Genomic DNA, 24,824 nt, shown 5'->3' with positions numbered 1-24,824 from the left:
GCCTCAATTCCCTCTGGTGTCGGGTCGCTTGTCACCGGGAAAGTCCCTTGTGAAGACTATCGGTGAACCACCTGCCGATGCTACGCGCGCGCTGCTCAGGGCGTGCGGCTGACCTCACCATCCGGACTCATCTGAGGCGCATGTCACCTGCGGTGGCGATACCGTCGACGTCGGGCGCGACACCTGCATCCCAGAACGCGCGGTACCTCTGTCCCAACGACAGCAATTGCGCGTGTGTTCCCATCTCGACGATCCGCCCCTGATCGACGACGGCGATGATGTCGGCGCGCGCGGCGGTCGCCAACCGATGCGCGACGATGACCGATGTGCGGCGGTGCGTGAGCGCCTCGCCGGCGGCGAGGACGAGCGCCTCGGTCGCCTGGTCCAGGGTCGCGGTCGCCTCGTCGAGCAGCAGGAGGTCGGGCTCGACGAGTTCGGCGCGCGCCAGCGCGATCAGCTGCCGCTGACCCGACGACAACCCCTGGCCGCGTTCGCCGATCGGGTGATTCATCCGGCCGGGTAGCCCAGCGATCATGCCGTCGGCGCCGACGGCGTGGGCGGCCGCGGCGATCGCCTCGCGATCGGCGTCGGGCCGTCCGTAGGCGATGTTCTCGGCGACCGTGCCGGTGAACAGGTGCGGCTCCTGTGGCACGACACCGAGACGGCCACGGTAGTCGGCGAGGGCGAAATCGCGGATGTCGGTTCCGTCCATCCGCACCGCACCCGACGTCGGGTCGTAGTAGCGGGCGAGCAGTTTGACGATCGTGGACTTCCCGGCGCCGGTCCTCCCGACGAGCGCGAGCGACGACCCGGGCGGGATGGTCAGGTCGATGTCCGACAGCGCGTCGCGGTCCGCGCCGCTGTAACGGAAGCTGACGCCGTCGAGGACGGCGCGACCGTCGAAGCCGCCGTCGGGGGTGGTGACGACGTCGTCGCGACTGCTCAGGGAGCTCGGGGTGCCCAGGAGATCGGAGATGCGGCGGAGCCCGACGACCGCCTGCTGGTATCCGTCGAACACTTGGGAGAGCTGCTGGACGGGGCCGAACAGCATCGACAGGTAGAGGATGAACGCCACCAGGGTGCCGGCGGAGAGTGAACCGGTGGTGATCTGGTGGGCGCCGACGGCGATCGCCACGGCCGCGGCGAGGTCCGACATCAGGGTGATGAACGGGAAGTAGGTGGCGATCGCCTTCTGCGACACCATCCGGGCATGCACCCAGTCGAGCGTGCGGCGGGTGAAGCGGGAGGACGCGGCCGGGGTGTGGCGATAGGTCTGGGTGGTCTTGATGCCCGCGATATTCTCCTGGAAGTCCGCGTTCACGATGCTGACGAGCTCGCGGGACCGGGTGTAGGCGACCGACGAGATGCGTCGGAAGATCACCGTGGCGACGATCAGGACGGGGAACACCGGGAGCATCAGCGCCCCGAGCAGCGGGTCGGTGATGACCAGCGCGACCGACACGCCGACCAGGGTGAACGCGGCCACGACGGCGGTCGACAGACCCGTCTGCAGAAACGTCGAGAGGGCGTCGACATCGGTGGTCATCCGCGTCATGATGCGGCCGGAGAGCTCGCGCTCGTAGTAGTCGAGCCCGAGTCGCTGCAGGTGGGCGTAGCTGCGCACGCGGAGGCCGAACAGGACGCGCTCGCCCGCCCGGGTGGCGTAGACGATCTCCGTGGACGACCCGATCCAGCCCACACCGACCAGCACCACGCCGATCGCCGTCGCCCACCAGAGGGTGCGTTCGTCGGTGTGCGTGGCCGCGTCGATGACGGCTCGGGCCAGTGAGGGGAAGGCCAGTCCGACGAGGGTGTCGACCGCGATCGCGAGGATGGCCGCGGCGATCAGCCACTGCACCGGTCGCAGCAGGCCGCGCAGGGAGAACGATCGCTCCTCGGCCCGTGCCGCCACGACGTCGACGCGCGGCTGTTCGTCGGCCGGTGGCAGGGCGGCCACCGCGGCGAGCACCTCGGGAGTCGCCGGCATCGACCCCAACGCGCCGCCGATCCCACTGCCGCCTCGCGCGCCGCCCCCACCGGGACCCGTGGCGGGGGTGGCAGGCCGACGGATCGTCGTATCGGTGACGGGGTCGCGGGGTGCGTCGTCGGGCCACAGCTGATCGAGCGCGAGCGCGGGCGGTGCCTGACCGACGCTCCGTCGACCGGCCTCTTCCGGGTCCGCGGCCGACATCAGCGACCGGAACAGGGCGCACCTCTCGTCGAGTTCGGCGACCGTACCCACGTCGACTATGTGTCCGTCGTCGAGCACCGCTACGCGGTCGGCCAACGTCAGGGTGGAGCGGCGATGGGCGAGCAGGAGCATGGTGCGACGTTCGGCGCGGAGCCCGTGCAGGATCTGCGACTCGGTGGTCGCATCGACGGCGGACGTGGCGTCGTCGAGGACGAGGATCCGGGAGTCCGCGTACAGCGCACGGGCCAACGCCACTCGTTGCCGTTGTCCGCCCGACAGGGTGAGACCACGCTCACCGACCACCGTCTCGAAGCCGTCGGGCAGGCCCTCGACGAACTCGTATGCGTCGGCGCGCTGTGCGGCCGACAGGAGCCGCGCGCTCGGCGCATCGTCGCCGGGCACGGTCTCCTCGGGACCCAACGCGATGTTGGCGGTGATGGTGTCGGAGTAGAGGAAGGGTTCGTCGAAGACGACCGAGACCGCTCCGTGCAGGGCGTCCGGGGCGAGTTCCTCGACCGGATGGGTGCCGTCGGCGGAGAGCAACTCGACCACACCGGTGTGCGGTCGGTAGTAGCGGCCGGCGAGGTCGGCGAGCGTCGACTTGCCCGAACCCGGACGACCCACCACCGCAACGCATTCCCCGGGTTCGATGGTGAGGTCGACATCGGTCAGCACCGGCCGGTCGTCGAAGGAGAAGCCGACTCCGCGCAGCCGCAGTCCGAGCGGGCCGTCCGGCAGGGTCGCGGTGTTCGACCCGGCCGGGTCGTGCGGGTGCTCGATCACGTCGTAGACGCGGTCGACCGCGGCCCGGGCCAACTGCGCGCTGACGACGAGATTGGTCAGCAGCCGGGCCAGCGCGGTCATCGACGCCACGTAGGTGGCGAACGCGAGGAACGTGCCCGCGGTGATGTGGCCGTGCATGGTGAGGTAGCCGCCGACGGCGATCACCGCGACCATACCGAGCTGGGGGATGGCCGCCATCGTGGGAGTGAAGCGCGCGTTGATCTTCCCGGCGCGCAGGCGCAGCGAGTAGAGCCGCGCACCGAGGCCGACGAGCTCGTCGACCGCCCGGTCCTCCTGGCCGAATCCCTTCACCACACGGACGCCCGTCACGGTCTCCTCGACGTGCTGCGCGACGTCGGCCGCGGCCTGCTGGGCCGACCAGGTCGCGGCGAAAAGCTTTCGGCGCGTTCGGAAGACGACGAAGCCGACGAGGGGGAAGATCATCAACGCGACGCAGGTGAGCAGCGGTGACAGGTACGCCATGATGCCAACCGCCAAGATCACCTGCACCGCCGCGCCCGCCGACAACGGCACCATCGCGAGCAGTCCCTGCACGATCTGCAGGTCGGAGATCGACCGGGAGACGATCTGACCGGTGCGGATCTGGTTCTGCGCGTTGCCGTCCAGATGCAGGAGTGTGTCGAGCAACCGGAGCCGGAGCGCGTTCTGCACGACGATCGACAACCGGCCCGCGGTGAGCCGGCGGCCGAACTGACAGGCGTATCGGATGACGGCGAGAGTCAGCAACGCGCCGATGATGACCGGCATGGTGAGGCCGTCACGGACGGCGCCGGTCGCGTGATCGATGGCCGCCTTGGCGAGCAGTGGGGCGATCAGGTCCACGGCGACGGCGACCGCGGTCACCCCGAGAGTGATCAGGACGAGGGCGCGATGCCGCCAACACTCGGCGGCAAGTCGGCGGATCCAGGGTCGCGGCGCGGGGGAGTCGGGTGCCGGGGACCCCGGTTCCGGCCGGGTCGATCGCGGTTCGGTTTGTAGCGTGGGAGTCACCGATCCAGTTCGGGCCGGTCGCCGGCCGATGGGAGACCCGCGTCGCCGAGGATCTGGCCGTCGATGATCCACGTGGACGGCGGCGGGCCGAACGCCTCCCGGGAATTGGCGATGACGCGTTTGCCCAGGGCCCGGTTGCCGATTCCGCCGATCATCGCGCCGATGCCGGCCGGCAGGAGCTTGCCGAACACCAGTGGGGCGCGCTTGATCGCATATTTCTTGGTCAGCTTGTTGATCAGCGTCTTGTTGAGCTTGCCCAGCCCGCCGCCCGGGATCGCGGCACCACCGAGTCGGCGGAGCGCGCCACCCTGGGTGCCGACGAGCCGGCCCAGCGCGACGACGCCCTCCTCGCCGAGGGCGACCGCCAGGACCAGGGTCTTGCGACGCTCCGAGTCGTGCACCGGGATGCCGTGTACCTCGGCGATCGACAGCGCCAACAGGGCCGAGGCCTCGAGGAAGAAGGCGGTCTCGCCGGTCATCGCGCCGAGCGCGGTCATCGTGCCGACGCCGGGGATCGCGGCTGTCGCACCCACGGCACCGCCCGAACCGGTCACCGCGGTGAGGTAGATCTTCTCCAATCGCGAGATGATCTGGGCGGGAGACTCCTCGGGGTGCGCCGTGCGGATGCTGCGGACGTACTTCGCGACCGCCGGGGCCTGGAGTCGTTGGGCACGGTCCAGCAGCCCACCGGTGACCTCGACGGCCTTCCCCGGTGGTTTCGGGCCCGGGCTGTTCGTGCCCGTGACGTGCTGGCCGGTGACGTGTTTACCGGTGACGTGTTTACCGATGTCAACCATGGATGGGCACCCAATCTTCTGCGGGGACGGTTTCTGCTGGCTTCGGCGGGGGAGGCGGGGTGCCGTCGCCGAACGGCCGGCCACCGAGCTCCTCGCGGTGGTGCGGTGTCAGCCAGTTGGTGAGATCGGGTCCGGCCGGCACGATCCCGGTCGGGTTGATGTCCCGATGGACCACATAGTAGTGACGCTTGATCTGGGCGAAGTCGGTCGTGTCACCGAACCCGGGTGTCTGGAACAGATCGCGCGCGTACGCCCACAGCACGGGCATCTCGGCCAGCTTCTCCCGATTGCACTTGAAATGTCCGTGATAGACGGGATCGAACCGCGCCAGCGTGGTGAACAGCCGGACGTCGGCCTCGGTGATGGTGTCGCCCACCAGGTATCGGCGCGTCGAGAGGCGTTCGGTCAACTCGTCGAGCTTGGTGAAGAGGCGATCGAAGGCCTTGTCGTAGGCGTCCTGGTCGCCGGCGAACCCGCACCGGTAGACACCGTTGTTGACCTCGGTGTAGACGCCGCGGTTCACCTCGTCGATCTCGTCGCGCAGGCGCTCGGGGTAGAGATCCGGCGCACCCGGCCGGTGATGGTCGGTCCACTCGAGTTCGAAGTCGATGGTGATCTGCGGGAAGTCGTTGGTGACCACCTCGCCGCTCGGGATGTCCACGACCGCCGGGACCGTGATCCCCTTGGGGTAGCCGGGGAACCGCTTCTCGTAGGCGTCCTTGAGTCGTGGGATCCCCAGCACCGGGTCGAGGCCGCCGGGATCGAGGTCGAAGGTCCAGGAATCGGCGTCGTGGGTGGGACCGCACAGGCCCAGCGAGATGACGTCCTCGAGGCCCAGGAGTCGACGCACGATGAGCGTCCGGTTCGCCCAGGGGCAGGCGCGGGCGGCGACGAGCCGGTAGCGGCCCGGCTCGACGGGGTAGCCGTCGCGTCCGTCCCGGGTGATGCGGGTCTCGATGTACTTCGTGTCGCGCACGAACTCCTGTCCCGACGTCACGTAGACGCCCTGTTCCTCGACGTTCCCGGTGCCGGCGGTGCCGGCTCCGCCGCTGCTCTCGTCGTTGCCCATGGTGCCCACAGTAGTGATCGACACCGACGCTTGGCATGCGATGGCCGGAGCGGTATATTCCGCATGGAATATTTGCATTGGATCAATCAGGAGTGTCGTGGGAACGAAAGCGTGTGGACCTCTGCCGCCGCTGGCGGTGTTGGTGCTCGGCCTGCTCGCGGAGCGGCCCATGCACCCGTACGAGATGTTCCAGACCACGATCGAACGGCGCGAGGACCGTCTCGCGAAGTTCCGGCCGGGCACGATGTATCACACGGTCGACCGTCTCGCGGCGCAGGATCTGATCGAGGTGCACGACATCCAGCGTGAGGGGAACCGCCCCGAGCGCACGGTGTACTCGATCACCGAGGTCGGTCGCCGGACCCTGGACGAGAGCCTCGAGCAGATCATCGCCCGACATCCCGTCGAGTACCCCGAGCTCTACCTCGCACTCTCCGAGGCGCACGGGCTGCCCCGGGAGCGGGTGATCGAACTCCTGACGGCACGCATCGATGCGATGCGTGCCGACCTGGTCGAGTTGACCGACGGCATCGCGGGCGTTCGCGAGCGGGGGACGCCAGAGATGTTCTACCTCGACATCGGCTGTCGCATCGCGACATTGCGCACACAGATCGACTGGGTCGAGGACCTGGTCGGCCGACTCCAGAACTCCACCATCGAATGGCTCGACGACCCGGGTTCGAAGTACCAGGGCAGTTCGGTCATCGCGGGTGCCCTTCACCAGAAAGCGAATGACGAATGACCACAACCCCGACTCCGGCCGCGCAGATCACCACGCGGCCCTGGGCCGCGCTCCTGGCGCTGTGCGTCGGCTTCTTCATGATCCTCGTCGACATGACGATCGTGGCGGTCGCCCAGCCGCAGATCCAGACCGCGCTCGACACCGACGTCAACGGCATCGTCTGGGTCTCCAGCGCCTACCTGCTCACCTACGCGGTCCCGTTGTTGATCACCGGCCGCCTCGGCGACAAGTTCGGCCCCAAGCGGGTGTACCAGCTCGGTCTGCTCGTGTTCACGATCGCCAGCGTGTGGTGCGGACTGTCCGGATCGATCGGCGAGCTCATCGCCGCGCGCGCCCTGCAGGGCGTCGGCGCAGCGCTGATCACCCCACAGACCATGGCGCTGATCACCCGGATCTTCCCGCCCGAGAAGCGCGGTGCCGCAATGGGTGTCTGGGGCACCGTGGCCGGCGTCGCGACCCTGGTCGGTCCGCTGCTGGGCGGCATCCTCACCGACAGCTTCGGCTGGGAGTGGATCTTTTTCGTCAACATCCCGGTGGGCATCGTCGGCCTCATCCTGGCCGCGATCCTGGTGCCCGACGTCGAGACCCACGATCACCAGTTCGACTGGATCGGCGTGGCGCTGTCGGCGATCGGTCTGTTCGCCCTCGTCTTCGGCATCCAGGACGGCGAGAAGTACGAGTGGGCATGGTGGATCTGGACGCTGATCATCGGCGGTCTGCTGACCATGGCGCTGTTCGTCTACTGGCAGTCGCGCATCAAGGGTGAGCCGCTGGTCCCGCTGTCGCTGTTCCGCGACCGCAACTTCTCGCTGGCCAACATCGGTATCGCCTCGATGGGTTTCGCGATCTCCGGACTGATGATCCCGACGATGTTCTTCCTCCAGCTCGTCGGCGGCATGTCGCCCACCCGATCCGCGGTGATGATGGTCCCGATGGCTGTGCTCACCGGCATTCTCGCGCCGATCGTGGGCCGCATCCTGGACCGCGTCCACCCGCGGACGATCATCGCCTCGGCCCTGCTGCTCAACTCGATCGCGGTGGGCTGGCTGGGCATGATCGCCCGCCCGGACACCCCGGTCTGGCAGCTGATCATCCCGATGAGCCTGATGGGCATCGCGTCGGCGGGCATCTGGGCGCCGCTGGCGGCCACCGCGACCCGCAACCTGCCCTGGCATCAGGCCGGTGCCGGGGCCGGTGTCTACAACACCACCCGGATGATCGGCTCGGTGCTGGGCGCGGCGGCGGTCGGTGCGCTCATGCAGACCAGGCTCGCGGCCGAACTGCCCGGCGTCGACACCGAGCACCACAGTGCGGTCGGCCAGCTGCCGTCCTTCGTCCGTGAGGGATTCGCCACTGCGATGGGCGAGTCGCTCTACCTGCCGGCCGCGGTGTTGCTGATCGGCGTCGCGGCTGCACTGTTCTTCGTCAAGCCGAAACATCAAGGTGCGCCGGGGGCACCGGCAGCAGCCGCAGCAGCACGTGCCGAAGGGGAGGTCGAGGGCGCCGGCGCGGCCTGAGTGACAGACGTCCGCCACGCGTGCCGCACCTCCCGGGCGTTGTCGGTGCGCGGTCATACAGTGGCACCCATGCGCGTCTTGCACACCTCCGACTGGCATCTGGGACGGACGTTCCACGGGGTCGAGTTGCTCGACGACCAGCGGCGGGCACTGGCGCACCTCGCCGGGATCGTCGCCGACGAGGCGGTCGATGTGGTCGTGGTGGCCGGTGACGTCTACGACCGATCGGTGCCACCAGCCGATGCGGTGCGTGTCTATGACGACGGGCTCGCGGCGATCGCGGCGGCGGGCGCCCGGATCGTCATCACCTCCGGCAACCACGATTCGCCGACCAGGCTCGGTGCCGGATCGTCGTTCGCGGCGGCCGGTGGTCTGCACCTGCGGACCACCGTCGCCGACCTCGACCGCCCGGTGTCGCTGTCCGACGAGTTCGGCGAGGTCCTGATCTACGGCATCCCCTACCTCGAACCCGACTCGGTCAGAACCGAACTCGGTGTCGATGCGGCCCGCGGCCACGCCGCGGTGCTCGGCGCCGCGATGGATCGTGTGCGAGCCGATCTCGGCGATCGGGTCGCCCGGGGCCACGCGGTCCGCTCCCTGGTGGCCGCACACGCGTTCGTCGTCGGCGGCGTCGCCGCCGGCTCCGAACGCTCGATCAGCGTCGGTGGCGTCGAAACCGTCTCGGCCGCGACCTTCGCGGGTGTGGACTATGTGGCATTGGGGCATCTGCACTCGCCGCAACGGCTCACCGAGACGGTTCGGTACAGCGGCTCACTGCTGCCGTACTCGTTCGGCGAACGCACGCACCGCAAGTCGGTGTCGATCGTCGATCTCGGTGCCGACGGCGTGACCGAGGTCCGTGCGGTGGAGCTGCCGACCGTCCGTGGATTATCTTCTCTCACCGGCACTCTCGACGATCTGCTGGCAGACGACTCCTTCGCGCACGCGGAGGAGGATTACATCGAGGCGACCTTGACCGACGTGACGCGGCCGATCGATGCGATGCGTCGGCTACGCGAGCGGTTCCCGTACGCGGTGCACGTCCAGTGGGATCGACCCCACGTCGGTGACCGGCTGGACTATCGTTCCCGGGTGGCCGGGCGGAACGACGCCGACATCATCGCGTCGTTCGTCGCCGACGTCCGCGATGACCCGACGGCGGGGGAGCGTCGCCTCGTGGAGGCGGCGTTGCGCGCGGTCGTCGGCGAGCCGGAAGCCGATGGCAGTGGGGAATGGATGTTGTTCGACGTCGGCTCGCTCGCGGATTCGGCATGAGACTGCATCGGCTGTCGATGACGGCCTTCGGTCCCTTCGCCGACGAGACCGCGATCGACTTCGACGACCTGTCCGGTGACGGGCTGTTCCTCCTGCACGGCCCGACCGGGGCGGGCAAGACCAGTGTTCTCGACGCGGTCGCGTTCGCGCTCTTCGGCCGGGTGCCGGGGGCTCGGCACGACGCCCGCCGGTTGCACTCGGATCATGCTGCGCCGGAATCGGTTCCGGAGGTGATGCTCGAGGCGACGATCGCCGGCAGACGCCTGCGCATCACCCGGTCGCCGGATCATCACCGACCGAAGAAGCGGGGTGCCGGGACCACCAAGGTCAATGCCCGTGCCACGCTGGTCTATCTCGACGGTTCCGGCCCGGACCTCACCAGGCTGGTGGATATCGGTGAGGCCGTGACCCGGCTGCTCGGGATGAGTGCAGATCAGTTCTTCCAGGTGGTGTTGTTGCCGCAGGGGGAGTTCGCTCGGTTCCTGCGCGCCAATTCGGATGAGCGCGAAGAACTCCTGGAACGACTCTTCGACACCGAGCGCTTCGGCGACCTCGAGGACTGGCTTCGCGACCGCGCCCGGGAGAGCGCGAGTGCGTTGGGCGAGCGCACATCCGTCCTGGACCGCATCGCCGGCCAGATCGTGGCGCTGGGTGGAGTCGCTGCCCCTGCCGACCCCGACATGGACTGGGCGCAGGGCTGCCTGGAGTCCGCTCGTGCCGAGGCAGTGCGATTGCACGACGACGTGACGTCGGCGCAGGCCGCACTCGACCGGGCGCAGGCGGCGCACGAGGAGGGCGGACGTCTCGTCGAACTGCGGCGCCGGGGTGATGAGGCGCGCAGCCGTCTGGACCGGCTCGCGGCCGGTGCGGAGAACGTGGCGCGGGCAGCGGACTCACTCGCGGCGGCACGGCGAGCGGCACCCGTGATCGTCGTCGCCGACGAACTCGACCGGGCAACCGCGGCGTGTTCCGCGGCGGCTCGCGGTGCGTCGGCTGCGCGAACGGCGTTGGGCGAACTGCCCGAGGGGGCAGCGCTGTGCGATGCGGACCCCGATGAGCTCTCGACGGCGATCGAGCGGTGGACGGCCGAATCCGGGCGGTGGGAGCCTCTGGCCCGACGCGCGGAGCAGCGTCCGGAACTCGTCGCAGCCGTCGAACGGATGGAGGCCGAGATCGGCGTCGCCGAGAAGGCGATCGACGAACTGCGCGTGGGTCTCGATGCCGCTCCCGGTCGCCGGGAGGATGCGGTACGTGCGCTCGATGCCGCGGTCGAGGCGCGTGCGCAGGTGCTGCGACTGCAGGCCGAGCGAGACCGTGTCGCCGCCATCGGCGTGGCGCTGGCCGACCGTGTCACGGTCACCACGGCACTGGCGGAGACCGACACCCGCCTGTTGTCGGCCCGCGAATCACACGCGTCCGCGCGTGAACACCACCTGGATGTGCGGGAGCGCCGGTTGGCCGGGATGGCCGCCGAACTCGCCGGGCAGCTCGAGGACGGCATGCCGTGCGGTGTCTGTGGGTCGCGGGCTCACCCGGAGCCCGCCGCAGGTGGGGCAGAGGCGGTCGGCAAGGACGACGAGGAGGCGGCCGCACGGGCCGAGCACCGTGCCGCGGCGGATCGCACCCGGGAGGAGAACGCGCGCGCAACACTCGTGGAGCGGCGCGCGCACCTCGACGTGACCATCGGGACGATGACCGACGACCAGTTCGACGCCGAGCGCACGCAGCTCGCGGCGAAACTCGAAGCGGCGCAGCGTTCCGCGGAACGCGTTCCCGAGTTGTCCGACACGATCACCGCGATCGATGCGGAGACCGAGAAGTTGCGCGGGCGGCTCACGGAGAATCGCTCGTTGCTGGCGGCCCGGCGCGAACGGGTGGAAGGCCTGCGCGAGGATGTCGCCACCCTCGACGCCGAGATCGCCGAGGCGACAGGCGGCCGGATCGGCGTCGCCGAGCGGCGCGCCGAACTCGGCGACCTGTGTCGTCGCGCCACGACGCTTCGCACAGCCCGCGAGGAGGAGGCGCAGTCACGGTCGCGACGTGCCGACATTCGCGGGCAGCTGGAAGAACGCAGTGTCGCTGCGGATTTCGTGGACTCCGCCGGTCGTGCCGACGTCGACGCCGTGCGCATGGCCGCAGCGAGCCGGGCACAGATCGCCGACTGGGAGGCGTTGATCCAGCGGGCGGCCGCCGCTCGTGCCGGAGCCGACGAGACCCTGGCCGACCCCGCGGTTGCCGCGGCCTGTGCCGCGGAGGCGGTCGATCTGCCGGCACTGGCCGCCGGCCTGACCGATGCCCGCGCGACCCGGGACGATGTGGCCGGACGTCATGCTGTGGTGGCCGCCCGTGTCGGTGGCCTGGAGGACTACGTGGCCCAGTTCTGGGCTGCCGCCGATGGTCTGGCACCCGCGCGCGCCCGTCACGAGGAGTTGCAGGGTCTGGCCGAACTGGTGGCCGGCCGTGGCCAGAACTCGCGGCGGATGGCGCTGCGCTCGTACGTGTTGGCCGCGCGACTCGAAGAGGTGCTCGTCGCTGCGTCGGCCCGGCTGCACCAGATGTCCGCCGGGCGTTACGAGTTCGTCCATTCCGATGCCGCCGGCATCCGCGGCCGTCGTGGTGGCCTCGGCATCGAGGTCCGTGACGAATACACGGGAGCGGTGCGTGCGACCACCACATTGTCCGGTGGCGAGACGTTCTTCGCCTCGCTCGCACTGGCGCTGGGACTCGCCGACGTCGTGTCGGCCGAAGCCGGTGGCCGCATCCTCGACACCATCTTCATCGACGAGGGTTTCGGCACACTCGACCCCGACGCGCTGGACCTGGTGATGCGGGTTCTCGACGACCTGCGGGCCGGCGGCCGGGTGGTCGGCGTGGTCAGTCACGTCGACGAACTGCGCGCCCGCATTCCGGCACAACTCGAGGTGCTACGTGGCGAGGCAGGATCGCGCGTACACCTGCACGGGCCGGTCGGCGTGTCATGACCAGCCCGATTGGGACCCCGCCGCGGGCGTGCGCTAGTCTGACTCTCGCCCGTTGAGCCCCCGTAGCTCAGGGGATAGAGCGTCTGCCTCCGGAGCAGAAGGCCGCAGGTTCGAATCCTGCCGGGGGCACCGTGACATCCCTGCCGCCCTCCGGGCGGTGTGCGCCGACTGTGATTGAAAGAGATTCATGCAGGCGCACCGTGACACTCATTTGCCGGCCTCCGGCTGGTGTGACATCCCTGCCAAGACACGCATTCCGTCAGCGCAGCGTCAACGAATCATCTCGTCGGAGAACGAAGAAGTACGGCTGCTCCGATCCGCGCATGTCCATCGCGCCTATCACCGCGTCGTCCGAGATCCGCCGGAACACATCGTTGATCGGCAACTGGTCGTACTGCATCGTCGCCGTGTCGACATCCCGGAATCGGGTGGTTCGCAGCCGTGCCCTCGGGACGCGCGTCTGCAGCGCCAGTCGCGACGCCGCGATCGGCCGGACGAACGAGAGCTTCTTGACCGCCGGGAACTGGCCCAGTGACGTCCCACTGAACGCCAGGATCGGATTCATCGCCCACAGTGCCGCGCCATCCCGGGTCCGGAACAGCAGCGGGTGGACCGTTTCCGCATCGACGAATTGCTTTCCCCACCAACCGCTTGCGGCCAGCAGGCCGTCCATCGGGTGACCGGTGGGGAGTTCGGCGCCCCGCCAGGTGCCGATCATCGACGACGGTTCCACCGCCATGGAACCGTCGAAGACGGCGAGGGCATCCGCGGTGGTGGTCGGGACGTCGGTCAGGAGTTCGTCTACGCGCATGGCGACATCATACGCATCAAAGAAACGAAATGATCGATTCGTTTCACCGTCGACCCGGGTCGTTCGCCGCCGCCCAGACGACGTCGGTGTCACGACGCAGCGACACCCCGGTGGTGGTGCGATCGGCTCGGGCGAGCGGTATCGGTGATCATGGAGGCGTGAATGCAGACGTCGCGGCCTCGGGCCGGCCGGTGCGGTTCCTGTCGGCGACCGTGGAGAAGCAGTGTTGGGGCTTCATGATCGGTTCGGCGCTGTTCGCCCTGGGCTCGGCGCCGGGATTCGTCGACTGGGCCGGATCCTCGGTGGCCAACGTGAGCTTCTTCGTCGGTGCGTGGTTCTTCACCGGTGCGGCGCTGGTGCAGTTCGCGCTCGCGGGCGCCGCGACCACTGCCACTGCTGACGGGAAGCGCGAGTTTCGCGCTGAGTGGCTCTCGGCTGCCACGCAATTCGCCGGCACCCTACTGTTCAATGTGAGCACCGCCGCCGCGCTGCACGCCGACACCGTTGTCGCCGAACGGCGCCGGGTGTGGACTCCGGACGCGGCGGGATCGGTGGCGTTCCTGGTGAGCGGGATCCTCGCCGTCGTGGTGTTCACCCAGGCCGTGCGGTTCTGGGCACCGCGCCACCGCGAGTGGTGGGCTACGCAGATCAACCTGCTCGGCTGCATCGCGTTCGGCGTCTCGGCGGTCGGCGCGTATGTGGACTCCGCGGGCACGACGGAGAACACGGCGATGGCGGTGGCCGGCACGTTCGTCGGCGCGATCTGCTTCTTCGCCTCCGCGGCGCTGTCGCTGCCGCGATGGGACCGGGTGCGGCGGCGCTGACGATCAGTTCATCGGCAGCGGCGCCGCATTCCGCTCGGCCAGCATCTGCTCGATGACGGTGATCTCCTTGTCCTGCGTCGCTTTCATCGCGGTCGCGAGGTTGCGGACGTAGTCCTCCGAGACGTTCGCGGGGTCGGCCGCATACTCCATCATCGGCACGCCACCCTCGTGATGGCGGAGCATCAACTGCAGGAAGTACACGTCGGCCTCGGTACCGCGCAACGACCGCAGACGGTTCATCTCGGCGGTGGTGGCCATTCCGGGCATGGGCGGGGCCTCGGCCGCGGTGTCCGCCGGCATGGCGCCCGAGGGCATCGAACCCGAGGGCATCGAACCCGAGGGCATGGCACCCATGTCGTGGTCGGCGTGGCCACTGTGGTCGTCGCCGCCGCCGTGTCCCGCGCCGCCGTGTCCCGAGGCGTCGTGGCCCATCCAGGCCATCGGGGAGTTCGGGTTGATCAGCGGGTAACCCCAGCGGGTCAGCCAGGACTGCATCTGTCCGATCTCATTGCTCTGGGCCGTGAGGATGTCGAAGGCCATGCTCCGTACCTGTGGGTCGGTGCCGTTCTCCAACTCGATGGTGGCCATCTCGACGCCCTGCTCGTGATGGCGGATCATGTCCTGCGCGAAGCCGACTGCCGCCGAATCGGCGGCCGGTGGCGCCTCGGCCACCGACGCGTCGTCACTGTGCAGCATCGCCGCGATCAGCAGTCCGAGGCCCATGCCGACCAGCAGGAGCGCGATACCGCCGAGCGCGGTCAGCAGCGTGCGGCGTGAGTGGTCGGGATCGGCGGTCTCGCCGACGACGCCCGTTGGGTTCGCGTTCACGTCATCTGCGGGATCACTCATCGTCGCCGCCTCAGCCTGCCGGCATCGGCGCGCCGGCGCCGGTGGTCTCGTCGGTCGCCTGGATACCGCCCGTCCCGTCCATCTTCACCGCATTCGGCCCGGGCTCGCCCTCGTCGGCGGGCGGGGGGTTGCTCGGATCGAAGGAGCCGGGGATCGCCGCGCAGGCGGCCTGGGTCTCCGGGTAGGCGGCCTCCGCGGGCTTCTCCGGGTAGACACCGGGGACGGTGTTGCGGCGCAGTGCGGTGATGAACTGGTCGACCCGCGGATCTCCGGCGGAGTCCAGCTTGAGCTGATGCCCCCAGCTCTGCAGGGAGATCGGATGGTCCAGGCCCGGGTAGGGCGAGATGAACAGGAACTGTTCGCCGGACACCTTCTTCTTCAGCGAGTCGAGGTCGTCGTCGCTGATGGTGTCCGGGTTGTAGGTGATCCAGACCGCGCCGTGCTCGAGCGCGTGCACGGCGTTCTCCGAGCGCAGCGGGTTGGGGTAGACGATGCCGGTACAGGTCGCCCACACCTCGTCGTGCGGTCCGCCGAACGGTGGGGACTGGTCGTAGGCGACCCGCTGGTCGGCCCGCACATGCTGCGCCGCCGGGTAATAGATCTTGGTGACCCCGGGGATACGGGTCGACGGATCCGGATCCTGCGCCGAGGGCACGTATCCGGCGACGGTCTGCGGCTTGAGGGCCTCCGCCTCCTGTTCGTCGACGAACTTGGGGACCAGATACCACGCCAGGCCGCCGATCAGGGCGATCACCACGACCACGGCGCCGACGACCATCCAGTCGATCTGACGACGAGCGGCGGTCGGCACCGACCCGGACTTGCTCGGACGCTTGCTGGTCTTGGGTACATTCGCCCCCGGTTTGCGTGCCATCACTCTCTTTCTCCACACCCCGCCGGCCTCGGATCGGCACAGCGTCCGACAGTTTACTGGTCGCCCGCGGAGTGCTTTCCGGGCGCAATCGGTGGGCGCGCGGCGGAGGCGATTGTCCGTGGTCGGCCGTGGGCCAATAGGATGGTGTCCCGTGACTCCCGCCGACCTCGCCGCGCTGCTGGCCGCCGTGACGCTGACCGTTGTCCGCGACCGTGGCCTCGATGATTCCCTGGTGCCCGAGACCGTTGTGGTGGAGCGCCCGCGGCACGCCGATCACGGCGACTACGCGACCAACATCGCGCTGCAACTGGGCAAGAAACTCGGGGTCGCCCCGCGGGAACTGGCGGGCTGGCTCGCCGACGCCTTCGCCGGCGCGGAGGGCATCGCCAAGGCCGAGGTCGCCGGCCCCGGATTCGTCAACGTGTGGCTGGCGGCGGCCGCCCAGAACTCGGTCGTGTCGACGGTGCTGGACTCCGCGCGCGAGTACGGCCGCGGTGACGATCTCGGTGGCCGGTCGATCAACCTGGAGTTCGTCTCGGCGAACCCGACCGGTCCCATCCACCTCGGCGGTACCCGATGGGCGGCGGTCGGCGACGCCCTCGGCCGTGTGCTCGCGGCGCGGGGAGGTGCCGTGACCCGCGAGTACTACTTCAACGACCACGGCACCCAGATCGATCGTTTCGCGTACTCGCTGGAGGCCGCGGCCAAGGGGGAACCGACCCCCGAGGACGGCTACGCCGGGGACTACATCGGTGAGATAGCCGCCCAGGTCGTGGCGAAGGTGCCCGACGTGCTCGACCAGCCCGACGCCGAGCGGCTGGAGACCTTCCGAGCGGTCGGCGTCGACCTGATGTTCGACCACATCAAGGAGAGCCTGCACGAGTTCGGTACCGACTTCGACGTCTTCACCCACGAGAACAAGATGTTCACGTCGGGTCTCGTCGAGGAGTGCATCGCCGAGCTGAAGGCCAACGGCAACCTCTACGAGAACGACGGCGCGTGGTGGCTGCGCTCGACGAACTTCGGCGACGACAAGGACCGGGTCGTCATCAAGAGCGACGGCAACGCGGCCTACATCGCCGGTGACATCGCCTACTACCGGGACAAGCGCAACCGTGGTTTCGACCTGTGCATCTACATGCTCGGCGCCGACCATCACGGCTACATCACCCGGCTCAAGGCTGCCGCGGCCTCGCTCGGCGACGACCCGGCCACCGTCGAGGTGCTCATCGGACAGATGGTGAACCTGGTGCGCGACGGCGTGCCGGTCCGGATGAGCAAGCGCGCGGGTACGGTCATCACCCTCGACGACCTCGTCGACGCCGTCGGTGTCGACGCCGCCCGCTACGCCCTGATCCGGTCGTCGGTCGACGTGAACATCGACATCGACCTCGACCTGTTGCGCAAGCAGTCCAACGACAATCCGGTCTACTACGTGCAGTACGCGCACGCGCGGCTGTCCGCGCTGTCGCGCAATGCCGCCGACCTCGGTCTCGAGTTGTCCCGGGACCACCTCGACCTGCTCGACGATCCGGCCGAGGGGGAACTCATCCGGACCATCGGTGACTTCGACGAGGTGGTCGCCACCGCGGCCGAACTCCGTGAGCCGCACCGGGTCTGTCGCTACCTGGAGAACCTCGCCGGTGCCTACCACCGGTTCTACGCCCGATGTCGGGTGCTGCCGCAGGGCGACGAACCGGCGGCCGACATCCATGCCGCGCGGCTCGCGTTGTGCGCGGCGACCCGGCAGGTACTGGCCAACGGGCTCGAGCTCGTCGGCGTGAGCGCTCCGGAGCGGATGTGAACGCGCACCCCGCCGGCCCGCGGCATGCCGAACTGCTGGCCGCCCCGCATCTCGCCGAGCGTCCCAACGACCCGGTGCAGCTGGCACAGATACCGGCAAACGTCTGGCCCCGCAACGCCTCTCGTGACGAGTCCGGCGAACTCACGATCGACGGGGTGGGCGTCGACGAACTCGCGCAGACCTACGGGACCCCGCTGTTCGTGGTGGACGAAGCCGACTTCCGGTCGCGGTGCGCGGACATGCTGGCGGCGTTCGGCCCGTACGGGCGGGTGCATTACGCATCCAAGGCGTTCCTGAGCACCGAGATCGCCCGCTGGGTGGACCAGGAGGGGCTGTCGCTGGACGTGTGCACCGGTGGCGAGCTGGCCATCGCGCTGCATGCGGGATTCCCGTCGGAACGAATTGCGCTGCACGGCAACAACAAGAGCGTCGACGAGCTCGCCATGGCGCTCGATGCCGGCGTCGGGCACATCGTGCTTGACTCGATGATCGAGATCGAGCGACTCGACGCGCTCGCTGGGGAACGCGGCCTCGTCGCCGATGTTCTCGTCCGGGTGACCGTCGGGGTCGAGGCGCACACCCACGAGTTCATCGCCACCGCCCACGAAGACCAGAAGTTCGGGTTCGCCCTCGCCGGCGGAGTCGCGATGGACGCGGTGCGGCGGGTGTTCGCCACCGACAATCTGCGTCTGGTCGGGCTGCACAGCCACATCGGCTCCCAGATCTTCGACATGGACGGCTTCGAGCTGGCGGCGCACCGCGTCGTCGGACTGCTCAAAGAGGTCGTCGCGGAGTTCGGGGTGGACAAGACCGCTCAGATGTCCATCGTCGATCTCGGTGGTGGACTGGGTATCTCGTACCTGCCCGAGGACGACCCGCTGCCCATCGGCGATGTCGCGGAGCGGCTTGCGGAGATCGTCGGCCGCGAGTCGGCGGCGGTGGGATTGCCCATGCCGACCCTCGCGGTGGAACCCGGGCGTGCGATCGCCGGGCCGGGCACGGTCACCCTCTACCGCGTCGGGACGGTCAAGGACGTGACGATCGGCAAGAACCTGACGCGGCGATATGTGTCCGTCGACGGTGGTATGAGCGACAACATCCGCACCGTCCTCTATCAGGCCGAGTACGACATCCGACTGGTCTCCCGTATCTCCGACGCCCCGGCCGTGGTGAGTCGGGTCGTCGGAAAGCACTGCGAGAGCGGTGACATCGTGATCAAGGACTGTTGGCTCCCGGCCGATCTCGGGCCGGGCGACCTGGTCGCGGTGGCCGCGACGGGGGCCTACTGCTACTCGATGTCGAGCCGGTACAACATGGCCATGCGTCCCGCCGTGGTGGCGGTGCGGGATTCGTCCGCGCGATTGCTGTTGCGCCGGGAGACGATCGACGACTTCCTCACCCTGGAGGTGACCGAATGAACCAGACCCCTGACCGCTCGATCGGCGTGGCCGTGCTCGGCATGGGCAACGTCGGCTCCGAAGTCGTCCGCATCATCGACGAGAACGCCGCCGACCTGCGGGCGCGCGTCGGTGCACCGGTGGAGATCCGCGGTATCGCGGTCCGCGACCTCGGCAAGCCACGCAAGGTCGCCCAGGATCTGCTCACCGACGACCCGGCCGCGCTGGTGGCCCGCGACGACGTCGACATCGTCGTCGAACTGATGGGTGGCATCGACCCGGCGCGCGGGCTGATCAGGGCCGCACTCGAGAGCGGCAAGTCGGTCGTCACCGCGAACAAGGCGTTGCTGGCCGAGTACACCGGGGAGCTGGCCACGGCGGCCGCCGATGCCAAGGTCGACCTCTACTTCGAGGCCGCCGTCGCCGGCGCGATCCCGGTGGTCCGGCCGCTGATGCAGTCACTCGCCGGCGACACCGTCGAGCGGGTCGCCGGAATCGTCAACGGCACCACCAACTACATCCTCTCGGCGATGGACGAGACCGGAGCCGACTACGCCGACAGCCTCGCCGAGGCCGGACGTCTGGGCTACGCGGAGGCCGATCCGACCGCCGATGTCGAGGGTTATGACGCCGCGGCCAAGGCGGCCATTCTCGCCTCGATCGCCTTCCACACCCGCGTCACCGCTGCCGATGTGCATCGCGAGGGCATCTCGTCGGTCACCGCGAGCGACCTCGCGGCGGCGAAGAAGTTCGACTGCACCGTCAAACTGTTGTCCATCTGCGAGCGCGTCCACGATGCCGATGGCAGGCAGCGGATCTCGGCCCGGGTCTATCCGGCGCTGATCCCGCTGAGTCACCCGTTGGCCACGGTCAACGGTGCATTCAACGCCGTGGTCGTCGAGGCCGAGAACGCCGGGCGGCTGATGTTCTACGGTCAGGGCGCGGGTGGTTCACCCACCGCCTCGGCGGTATTGGGGGACATGGTGATGGCGGCGCGCAACAAGGTGCACGGCGGTCGGGGGCCGCTGGAGTCGACGTATGCGTCGCTGCCGATCGCCCCCGTCGACGACGTGCCGACGCGGTACTACGTGTCGATGAAGGTCGCCGACAAGCCCGGCGTGCTGTCGCAGGTGGCCGGCGAGTTCTCCAAGCGGTCGGTCTCCATCGCCGCGGTGCGACAGGAGGGTGCGGGCGAGGATGCCCGACTGATCGTGGTGACGCACCGTGCCCCTGATCGTGCGCAGTCGGAAACCGTTGCGGCACTGGAAGACATGGATGCCGTGATCAAGGTGTCGAGCGTCCTGAGATTGGAAGGAACCGATGACTGACGTGACCCCGGTGCATCAGCGCTGGCCCGGACTGATCGAGGCCTATCGTGACCGCCTGCCCGTCGGCGACGATTGGCAGGTCGTCACGCTCCTCGAGGGTGGTACGCCGCTGATCGCGGCGCCGCATCTGTCCGAGATCACCGGCTGCGAGGTCTACCTCAAGGTCGAGGGGCTCAACCCGACCGGGTCCTTCAAGGACCGCGGCATGACCATGGCGGTCAGCACCGCGGTCAACAACGGCAAGACTGCGGTGCTGTGCGCCTCGACGGGAAACACGTCGGCTTCGGCGGCCGCGTACGCCACCCGTGCCGGCATCACCTGCGCCGTACTGATCCCCGAGGGCAAGATTGCCATGGGCAAGCTCGCCCAGGCGGTCATGCACGGCGCCAAGATCATCCAGGTGCAGGGCAACTTCGACGACTGCCTGGAACTGGCGCGCAAGGCGACTGCCGAGTTCACCGAGATCGAACTGGTGAACTCGGTGAACCCGTCGCGCATCGAGGGGCAGAAGACCGCGGCGTTCGAGATCGTCGACGTGCTCGGTCGGGCCCCGGACGTCCACGCACTGCCGGTGGGCAACGCGGGCAACATCACCGCGTACTGGAAGGGCTATACCGAGTACCACCGCGACGGCATCAGTGCGACGTTGCCACGCATGCTGGGTGTCCAGGCCGCGGGCGCTGCACCGCTGGTCGACGGTGCGCCGGTGAAGAATCCGGAGACCATCGCCACCGCCATCCGCATCGGCTCGCCGGCCAGCTGGAACCAGGCGGTCGCCGCGAAAGAGGAATCCGGCGGACAGTTCCGCGCGGCGACCGACGAGAAACTGCTCGAGGCCTACCGGCTGATCGCCGGCCGGGAGGGCGTCTTCGTCGAACCGGCCTCGGCGGCCAGCGTCGCCGGACTGCTCGCCGCCCGTGCGGACAACTGGATCGCGGCCGGTTCCACGGTCGTGTGCACGGTGACCGGCAACGGCCTCAAGGATCCGGACACCGCGCTGTCCGGGATGCCGGAGGTCGAGGCCATCCCGGTGGACCCGGTGGCGGTGGCAGATGCACTCGGCGTCCGCTGAACGGACGGACACAGCCATCGACATGCCGGACGACCCAGCCCTGACCGACCCAGCCCTGACCGACGCAGCCCTGACAGACGCAGCCGTGACCTTCGCAAAAGTTGCTCTGCCCGTGGGCATCTCGGCCCGTGTCCGGGTCCCGGCCTCGAGCGCGAACCTGGGGCCCGGATTCGACTGCCTGGGGATCGCGCTGGGCATCTACGACGAGCTGATCGTCGAGATCACGTCGGGCGGCATCGAGGTCGAGGTGACCGGGGAGGGTGCCGACGACGTCCCGCGCACCGCCGATCACCTGGTGGCACGTGCGATCACCCGCGGCCTGGATGCCGCCGGGTTCGTGGCCCCGGGGCTGAAGTTACGCTGCGTCAACGCGATTCCGCACTCCCGCGGACTCGGCTCGTCGGCGGCGGCCGCGGTCTCCGGGCTCGCCGCGGCGTCGGGTCTCATCGTTGAGGCAGGCGTCGGGGACGCATTCGACGACGAGACGCTGGTCCAGCTGTCCTCGGAGTTCGAGGGGCACCCCGACAACGCGGCGGCCAGTATCCTCGGCTCGGCCGTCGTCACCTGGACCGAATCCGGCGCAGACGGTGGTCCCGACCCGGCCGGCCTTCCGGACGGTGACCGGTACCTGGCCCGCCGACTCGTGGTGCACCCCGACATCACCGCGACCGTCTTCGTCCCCGACACGGAGTCGTCGACGTCGTTCACCCGGGGGCTGCTGCCCGATGCCGTCCCCCGTCGGGATGCGGTCTTCAACGTCAGTCGGGCCGCGCTCGCCGTGGTCGCCCTCACCGCCGATCCGGGCGCGCTCGTCGCGGCCACCGAGGACCGTCTGCATCAGAACTATCGTGCGCAGGCCATGGCACCGACTGCGGAACTGGTCGCTGCGCTGCGCAAACGCGGTCTCGCAGCGACGGTCTCCGGCGCGGGGCCGACCGTTCTCGTACTCGGTGTCGGGCCGGTTCCTGCCGATGCCCGCGACATCGCCACCGGCCTCGGGTTCGTGGCGTCTACAGTGGCGATCGCGGGTGGCGTGGAGGTCACGCACGGTCGCTCCTGACCAGGTCGTCGGTCGGGGAGTTCTCGGGGAGGCTGGTTCCGGGTTTGGCGCAATCGGTGTGTTGCCCCTATCATGCGAACGGGTTACCATATACTGGTCTAGCCGCGCAGGCATGTCTTGCCGTGCTTCTCTCCCGATCTTCGATCAGCTGTCCGGCGCCGCCGGTGGCACGATCTGCTGTCAGGGGCAGTCGAGCAGCACCAGCGGACACACCGCAGCGGACCACATTTCTTCTGACCGTCCCCAGAGGAGAACCCCGAGCGGACACCCTCCGACGAGGACGAAGTCCCGCCTGAAGTGAGGCGGGGTGGCAATGACCCCCAGCGCAGCTCCAGTCTGCGGGGGAACGAAAGGATATCCGTTGACGGATACGGACCTCATCTCCGCACCGGCCACCACAGAGGCACCCGCCGGTGGGCGGTCAACCCGTGCCCGTACCGGGCTCGCCGGGATGGTGCTCACCGAACTGCGCGCGCTCGCAGGTGAGCTGGGCATCAAGGGAACGTCGGGAATGCGCAAGGGCGACCTGATCGCCGCCATCAAGGAGCGGCAGGAAAGCACGTCCGGCGCCGCGAAGAAGACCGATACCAACGGCCAGATGTCGATCACCGACGGCGACGGCTCGACCGAGACCGCCGACGCGGCACCGCCGGCCCGGCGCCGCCGCGCCACGCGGGCCGAATCGACCGAGGCCCCCACCACAGCGGCCTCCACCACCGAGGCCTCCACCACCACGGCTCCCACCACGGAGAGCCCCGCCGAGGCCGCCAGCGCGGACACCGGCAGTTCGTCGGCGACCGGCACCGCCGAGTCGCAGACCACCACCAAGGATTCGCCCGCGAAGGACGCTCCCGCCGAGTCCACCGACGGCGGTGAGCAGCGTGGCCGCAACCGCAATCGCAACCAGAACCGCGATGGCGGTCAGGGCCGTGACAACCAGGGCCGTGACGGCGGTCAGGGTCGTGACAACCAGGGTCGTGACAACCAGGGCCGTGACGGTGGTCAGGGTCGCGACAACCAGAATCGCGACAACCAGAATCGTGACAACCAGGGCCGCGACAACCAGGGTGGCCAGAACCGCGACAACCAGAACCGCCGCGACAACCAGAACAACCAGGGTGGCGGCCAGAACAACCGCAACAACCGGGACAACCGCGACGACGACGATGACGACGGCAGCGGCCGCGGCCGCCGTGGACGTCGCTTCCGCGAACGGCGTCGTGGGCGCGACCGCGAGTCGACCGGCCAGAACGAGCCGCAGGTCTCCGACGACGACGTGGTGCAGCCGGTCGCCGGGATCCTCGACGTCCTCGACAACTACGCGTTCGTCCGCACCTCCGGGTACCTCGCCGGGCCGAACGACGTCTACGTCTCGATGAACATGGTCCGCAAGAACGGCCTCCGCCGCGGTGACGCGATCACCGGTGCGGTGAAGGTCCCGCGTGAGGGCGAGCAGCCCAACCAGCGGCAGAAGTTCAACCCGCTCGTGCGGCTCGACACCGTCAACGGAACCGACATCGAGACCGCCAAGCGGCGTCCCGAGTTCAGCAAGCTGACCCCGCTGTATCCGAATCAGCGTCTGCGTCTCGAGACCACGCCGGAGCGGTTGGACACCCGCGTGATCGACCTGATCATGCCGATCGGCAAGGGTCAGCGTGCCCTGATCGTCTCGCCGCCGAAGGCCGGTAAGACCACGATCCTGCAGGATATCGCCAACGCGATCGCCACCAACAACCCGGAATGCCACCTCATGGTCGTGCTCGTCGACGAGCGCCCCGAGGAGGTCACCGACATGCAGCGTTCGGTGAAGGGCGAGGTCATTGCGTCGACCTTCGATCGTCCGCCGTCAGATCACACCTCGGTGTCCGAGTTGGCGATCGAGCGCGCGAAGCGACTGGTGGAGAACGGCAAGGACGTCGTGGTGCTGCTCGACTCGATCACCCGACTCGGGCGTGCGTACAACAACGCGTCGCCGGCCTCGGGCCGAATCCTGTCCGGTGGTGTCGATTCCACGGCGCTCTACCCACCGAAGCGTTTCCTGGGTGCAGCCCGCAACATCGAGCACGGCGGCTCGCTCACGATCATCGCCTCCGCGCTGGTCGAGACCGGCTCCACCGGTGACACGGTCATCTTCGAGGAGTTCAAGGGCACCGGCAACGCCGAGCTCAAGCTGGATCGGAAGATCTCGGAGCGCCGCGTGTTCCCCGCGGTCGACGTGAATCTCTCCAGTACCCGCAAGGACGAATTGCTGCTGTCGCCAGAGGAATTCCAGATCGTGCACAAGCTGCGGCGTGTGCTGTCCGGGCTGGATTCCCAGCAGGCCATCGATCTGCTGATCAGCCAGCTGAAGAAGACGAAGACCAACATCGAGTTCCTGATGCAGGTCCAGAAGACCGCGCCGGGAGCGATGCGGGACGACTAGCAGGTGACCCGGGCGAA

The 24,824-nt window shown here is 68.8% G+C and carries 17 protein-coding genes and 1 tRNA gene; 12 read left to right on the top strand and 6 right to left on the bottom strand.

The annotated features are described in order from the left end of the window. Window positions 1-127: 127 nt before the first annotated feature. The 3 genes from D7316_RS06720 to D7316_RS06710 are packed head-to-tail and all read right to left on the bottom strand — an operon-like array spanning window position 128 to window position 5,851. Window positions 128-3,985: an ABC transporter ATP-binding protein gene (locus D7316_RS06720; protein WP_124707591.1), complete on the bottom strand. Its 3,858-nt coding sequence runs from the start codon at window positions 3,983-3,985 to the stop codon at window positions 128-130. Next, entirely contained in the window at window positions 3,982-4,782 is an 801-nt protein-coding gene (locus D7316_RS06715; RefSeq protein WP_232016801.1) for a hypothetical protein, read from the bottom strand. The genes D7316_RS06720 and D7316_RS06715 overlap by 4 nt, the downstream gene beginning before the upstream one ends. Next, window positions 4,775-5,851, bottom strand: a complete 1,077-nt coding sequence (locus D7316_RS06710; protein WP_124707590.1) for a glutathione S-transferase family protein — start codon at window positions 5,849-5,851, stop codon at window positions 4,775-4,777. Before D7316_RS06710 ends, D7316_RS06715 begins: the two co-directional genes overlap by 8 nt. 97 nt (window positions 5,852-5,948) lie before the next feature. Between D7316_RS06710 and D7316_RS06705 the strand changes: the two genes are divergently transcribed. From D7316_RS06705 to D7316_RS06685, 5 genes are all read left to right on the top strand, one after another. Next, window positions 5,949-6,593 (top strand): PadR family transcriptional regulator, encoded by a 645-nt coding sequence (locus tag D7316_RS06705; RefSeq protein WP_232016800.1) that lies wholly within the window; start codon window positions 5,949-5,951, stop codon window positions 6,591-6,593. Beyond that, the gene (locus D7316_RS06700; protein WP_124707589.1) at window positions 6,590-8,110 is read left to right on the top strand and encodes an MFS transporter; all 1,521 of its coding nucleotides are present in this window, start codon (window positions 6,590-6,592) and stop codon (window positions 8,108-8,110) included. The genes D7316_RS06705 and D7316_RS06700 overlap by 4 nt, the downstream gene beginning before the upstream one ends. Before the next feature lie 69 nt (window positions 8,111-8,179). After that, window positions 8,180-9,385: an exonuclease SbcCD subunit D gene (locus tag D7316_RS06695; RefSeq protein WP_124707588.1), complete on the top strand. Its 1,206-nt coding sequence runs from the start codon at window positions 8,180-8,182 to the stop codon at window positions 9,383-9,385. Further along, entirely contained in the window at window positions 9,382-12,366 is a 2,985-nt protein-coding gene (locus D7316_RS06690; protein ID WP_124707587.1) for an AAA family ATPase, read from the top strand. Before D7316_RS06695 ends, D7316_RS06690 begins: the two co-directional genes overlap by 4 nt. A gap of 56 nt (window positions 12,367-12,422) precedes the next feature. Further along, a tRNA-Arg gene (locus D7316_RS06685) sits at window positions 12,423-12,495 on the top strand. A gap of 130 nt (window positions 12,496-12,625) precedes the next feature. Here D7316_RS06685 and D7316_RS06680 read toward each other — a convergent pair. Further along, entirely contained in the window at window positions 12,626-13,177 is a 552-nt protein-coding gene (locus D7316_RS06680; RefSeq protein WP_124707586.1) for a DUF4334 domain-containing protein, read from the bottom strand. Between the two features lie 29 nt (window positions 13,178-13,206). Here D7316_RS06680 and D7316_RS06675 point away from each other — a divergent pair, with 29 nt between their 5' ends. Further along, complete coding sequence (locus D7316_RS06675) at window positions 13,207-14,001, top strand: hypothetical protein (protein ID WP_331852562.1); 795 nt, start codon at window positions 13,207-13,209, stop codon at window positions 13,999-14,001. Window positions 14,002-14,004: 3 nt separating this feature from the next. Here D7316_RS06675 and D7316_RS06670 read toward each other — a convergent pair whose 3' ends face one another. Further along, complete coding sequence (locus tag D7316_RS06670) at window positions 14,005-14,850, bottom strand: DUF305 domain-containing protein (protein WP_124707585.1); 846 nt, start codon at window positions 14,848-14,850, stop codon at window positions 14,005-14,007. 10 nt (window positions 14,851-14,860) lie between these two features. Further along, window positions 14,861-15,724: a DUF3105 domain-containing protein gene (locus D7316_RS06665; RefSeq protein ID WP_124707584.1), complete on the bottom strand. Its 864-nt coding sequence runs from the start codon at window positions 15,722-15,724 to the stop codon at window positions 14,861-14,863. 151 nt (window positions 15,725-15,875) lie between these two features. Here D7316_RS06665 and argS point away from each other — a divergent pair, with 151 nt between their 5' ends. The 6 genes from argS to rho all read left to right on the top strand — a co-directional run bounded on the left by argS (window position 15,876) and on the right by rho (window position 24,807). Beyond that, a complete protein-coding gene (argS, locus tag D7316_RS06660; RefSeq protein WP_124707583.1) occupies window positions 15,876-17,528 on the top strand; it encodes an arginine--tRNA ligase in 1,653 nt (550 codons plus the stop codon). Further along, window positions 17,525-18,946: a diaminopimelate decarboxylase gene (gene lysA, locus D7316_RS06655; RefSeq protein ID WP_124707582.1), complete on the top strand. Its 1,422-nt coding sequence runs from the start codon at window positions 17,525-17,527 to the stop codon at window positions 18,944-18,946. Before argS ends, lysA begins: the two co-directional genes overlap by 4 nt. Continuing rightward, entirely contained in the window at window positions 18,943-20,253 is a 1,311-nt protein-coding gene (locus D7316_RS06650; protein WP_124707581.1) for a homoserine dehydrogenase, read from the top strand. The genes lysA and D7316_RS06650 overlap by 4 nt, the downstream gene beginning before the upstream one ends. Then, a complete protein-coding gene (gene thrC / locus D7316_RS06645; protein WP_124707580.1) occupies window positions 20,246-21,325 on the top strand; it encodes a threonine synthase in 1,080 nt (359 codons plus the stop codon). The genes D7316_RS06650 and thrC overlap by 8 nt, the downstream gene beginning before the upstream one ends. 22 nt (window positions 21,326-21,347) lie before the next feature. After that, complete coding sequence (gene thrB, locus D7316_RS06640) at window positions 21,348-22,385, top strand: homoserine kinase (RefSeq protein ID WP_124707579.1); 1,038 nt, start codon at window positions 21,348-21,350, stop codon at window positions 22,383-22,385. Window positions 22,386-22,746: 361 nt separating this feature from the next. After that, on the top strand, window positions 22,747-24,807 hold the full coding sequence (rho, locus tag D7316_RS06635) for a transcription termination factor Rho (protein ID WP_124707578.1): 2,061 nt from the start codon (window positions 22,747-22,749) through the stop codon (window positions 24,805-24,807). The last annotated feature ends 17 nt before the right edge of the window (window positions 24,808-24,824 follow it).

This window comes from Gordonia insulae, assembly GCF_003855095.1.
Taxonomy (GTDB): Bacteria; Actinomycetota; Actinomycetes; order Mycobacteriales; family Mycobacteriaceae; genus Gordonia; species Gordonia insulae.
Note: the sequence above shows the minus strand (reverse complement) of the source record. Positions and strands in the feature narration are given on the sequence as shown.